This window comes from Mycobacterium sp. (genome assembly GCF_032162105.1).
GTDB lineage: Bacteria > Actinomycetota > Actinomycetes > Mycobacteriales > Mycobacteriaceae > Mycobacterium.
Map to the genome: position 1 here is coordinate 1 of NZ_JAVRPS010000719.1, position 3,662 is coordinate 3,662.

3 protein-coding genes and 1 pseudogene are annotated in these 3,662 nt (G+C 68.6%); 3 read left to right on the forward strand and 1 reads right to left on the reverse strand.

Translation table 11 applies throughout. From position 1 onward, the window contains the following. A partial coding sequence (locus QOC69_RS36360; RefSeq protein ID WP_526447737.1) for an acyl-CoA dehydrogenase family protein occupies window positions 1-610 on the forward strand: 610 nt, incomplete at its 5' end. After that, window positions 607-1,509, forward strand: coding sequence for an EamA family transporter (locus tag QOC69_RS36365; RefSeq protein WP_526447739.1), 903 nt, complete (start codon window positions 607-609; stop codon window positions 1,507-1,509). The genes QOC69_RS36360 and QOC69_RS36365, both read left to right, overlap by 4 nt. Here the strand turns inward: QOC69_RS36365 and QOC69_RS36370 are convergent. Further along, window positions 1,475-3,109, reverse strand: coding sequence for an FAD-dependent oxidoreductase (locus QOC69_RS36370; protein ID WP_526447741.1), 1,635 nt, complete (start codon window positions 3,107-3,109; stop codon window positions 1,475-1,477). The two genes, QOC69_RS36365 and QOC69_RS36370, sit on opposite strands and share 35 nt — an antisense overlap. A 183-nt stretch (window positions 3,110-3,292) precedes the next feature. Between QOC69_RS36370 and QOC69_RS36375 the strand changes: the two are divergent. Beyond that, a pseudogene (locus tag QOC69_RS36375) lies at window positions 3,293-3,662 on the forward strand (TetR family transcriptional regulator); the annotation flags it as partial.

Here is a 3,662-nt window from a genome sequence, read left to right on the forward strand (position 1 = left end):
CCGTACCGACAGTGGTATCTCGTTGTTCTGCGTGGACGTCGGCACGGCAGGCATCGAGTTCCACGGTTACCGCACGATCGACGACCGCCGAGCCGCCGATCTGGTGCTCACCGGTCTGCGGCTGCCCGCCGATGCGCTTCTCGGTGAGGAGGGGCAGGCGTGGCCGTCGCTCGATCGGGCCCGCGACGAGGGTGCGGCCGCCGTCTGCGCGGAGGCGGTCGGCGGTATGCGGAAGGTGTTGGCCGACACCGTCGAATACTGCAAGCAGCGGCAGCAGTTCGGGCAGCCGATCGGGAGCTTCCAGGTGCTGCAACACCGGATGGTCGACATGCACATGGAACTCGAGCAATCCGTTGCGGCCGTGTATCTCGCGGTGCTCAACCTCGAAGCCGAGCCCGCGACGAGGGCGCGGGCGGTGTCGGCGGCCAAGGCCACCATCGGTCGGGCGGCCAGGTTCGTCGGCCAGAACGCCGTGCAACTGCACGGCGGTATGGGAATGACGGAGGAACTCGCGATCGGGCACTACTTCAAGCGGCTTACCGCCGTGCAGTACGAGTTCGGCTCGACCGACCATCACGTGGCGCGCTATGCGGAGCTGACCAGGGCGTGAGCCTTCGCGGGTGGATGTTGTTCGCCGCCATGAGCGTCATCTGGGGCATTCCCTACCTGCTCATCAAGATTGCGGTCGAGGGCGTTTCGGTGCCCGTCCTGGTGCTGGCACGGACCGCGATCGGCGCTGCCGTGCTGTTGCCCCTTGCGCTGTCCCGCGCGGCGTGGGCGCCGGTACGCCGGCATTGGCGCCCGGTGCTGGTGTTCGCGTTCTTCGAGATCATCGCCGCCTGGTTGCTGCTCTCGGATGCCGAGCGCCACATCTCCAGTTCGTTGACCGGCCTGTTGATCGCGGCGTCACCGATCATCGCCGCGGTGCTGGACCGATTGACCGGCGGCGAAGCGCGATTCGGCGGCAAGCGGATTGCGGGCTTGGCGGTCGGACTGGTCGGTGTCGCCGTACTGGCCGGACCCGCGCTCACCGGCGGCAGCGCATGGCCCGTCACGGAGGTGCTGTTGGTGGCGACCTGCTACGCGATCGCTCCCCTGGTTGCCGCGCGTTACCTCGGCGATGTGCCGACGCTGCCGCTGACGGCCGCATGCCTCGGCGTTGCCGCCCTGGTGTACGCCGCGCCCGCAGCGGCGACGTGGCCCGACCACCTGCCAAGCACGCGAATTCTGTTGGCTCTGTCGGGACTTGCCGTGGTCTGCACCGCGCTGGCATTCATCGTGTTCTTCGCTTTGATCCGCGAGGTCGGCGCCGCCCGCGCGCTGGTGGTCACCTACGTCAACCCGGCGGTGGCACTCGCGGCCGGGGTGATCGTCCTGAACGAACCCCTCACGCCTTGGAACCTCGCGGGACTGGCATTGATCCTGGGGGGCTCGGTGCTGGCCACCAGGCGGACCGACGCGGACCCGGTGCCCGCTACGTCGGAACCGACTGGGGTTGGGCCGCGCTGAGCATCTCGGCGACCGCGACGAACTTCACCCGCGGGCGCGAGGCCGCGGTGCCGCGCGCACGCTCCGCCTCGTCGATGGCCCGCCATCCGCGCCACGGAATCGGACGGGCTCCGCGCGCGGTGAGCAAGGCCTGCAACGCATCCCGGTCATCGACGACGCGGTCGAGCAGGCCGGCGGCGAAGTCGTCCCACAGCGCGGCGACCGTCTCCTCGGCGCACGCGCGGTTGGTGCCGATCACTCCTCGTGGACCACGTTTGATCCAGCCCGTCACGTAAACGCCTGGGACCGGCAGGCCCGATCCGTCGAGCACGCGGCCGTGATCGTTGGGGATGACGCCGTTGGCGTCGTCGTAGGCGAGCCCGGGCATCGGCGCACCGCGGTAGCCGATCGAGAGCAGGATGAGTGCCGCGTCGATCACCTCGCCCCCGTCCAGGCGCACGCCCTCGGCCCGCTCGACGCCGATCACCTCTGCCGGAGTTGCGTTGAATCGGAACACGATTCGCTTGTTTCCTGGAGTCGGTGCGCGGTGCGCGTATTCGCTGGCGACCTCCAACTTGAACGAGGTCTCGACGTCGGTGTCATCGTCGTCGGGGACGTCGCCGGGTTCGATGACGACGTCGACGCCGTCGAGGTGGCCGAGCGCGAGGAATTCGCCGACCGAGAAGGCGGCGTCCCGCAGGCCGCGCCGCCCGAGGATCACCACCTCGTCGACGGCGCTGTCGCGCAACGCGTCCAGCGCGTGTTCGGCGGCGTCGGTGTCGGCCAGGCCGTCGGACCCCATCAGCAGGACGCGGGCCACGTCCAGGGCGACGTTGCCGTTGCCGACGATCACCGCCCGGGACGAGCCGAGATCGAACGAGCGGGCGGCGTGGTCGGGGTGACCGTTGTACCAGCCCACGAAGTCCGAGGCGGCGTGGCTGCCCGGAAGCTCCTCCCCAGGAATGCCCAACGTCCGACTGGTCGCGGCGCCGAAGGCGTAGATCACGGCGTGGTGGTGTGCCAGCAGATCGTCGTGGGTGACGTCTCGGCCCACCTCGACGTTGAGGTGACAACCGAACCGCTTGCTGGTGAACACGTGGTCGAAGAGGTTGGTCACCGACTTGGTGTGCAGGTGATCGGGCGCCACTCCCGCACGGATGAGGCCGAACGGCGTCGGCAACCGCTCGAAGAGGTCGACCTCCACGCCGTCCACGTCGATCAGTTCGGCCGCGGCGTAACACGCGGCGGGCCCCGCGCCGACGATGGCGACCCGCAGCGCGCCATGCGCCACCGCGGCACGCGAACTGCGTGCCGAGGTCGCGTCGGGTTCGAGCGGGTGGCGCTCGAAGTAGGCGGCGTTCATCTCCTTGAACCGCTCCAGGTGCGGCGGCAGATCCTCGTCGTAGTGGATCGCGCCGACGGGGCACTCATCGAGGCACGCGCCACAGTCGATGCACGATTCGGGGTCGATGTAGAGCATCGTCGCTGTTGAATTCTGAGCCGTTGACATTTGAGTGCCGCTGAGATCGCCCGCGCCGCCAACGGGCCGGATGCAGTCGACCGGGCAGACCGGCACACAGCTGGCGTCCTTGCAGCAGTTCTGGGTGATCACGTAGGCCACGGGTTGTCCTTCCTCGGTTGCTGCCACACTCTACTGGACACTTGTCCAGTATTGCCACGCGACACGGTGGAGCGCAAACCGCCGCCGCGACCGCATGAGTATCCCGCAGTCCCAGAAATAGCTGTTTGAACGGGTTTAACCGCCGCGATTGCCAACCCGGACCTCGTCGGATAACCTGGACACATGTCCAGCTCAGCGGTGACACACGTCATCGGCCTGCGGGACCCACACGCGCGCCGGACCCACACCCAACGGCGTGTCTTCGGCGCGGCCGCGGACATGCTCGACGGGTCAGAGCAGTCCGACGTCTCCGTGCCGACGCTCGCCGCACGGGCCAGGATCGCCCCCTCCGCGCTGTGCGCGCACTTCCCTTCCCTCGACGCGATGTTCGCCGAGCTCTATCTGAACCGGGTGTCCGAGCTGCCACTGGTCGTCGATCCGACGGCGAGCCTGCAGTCCCGGGTGAGCGTTCAGTTGCGGGCGATCACCCTGATCGTCGCCGATGAACCCCGCCTCGCGGCAGCGTGCACGCAGGCGCTGTTGCGCAACGACG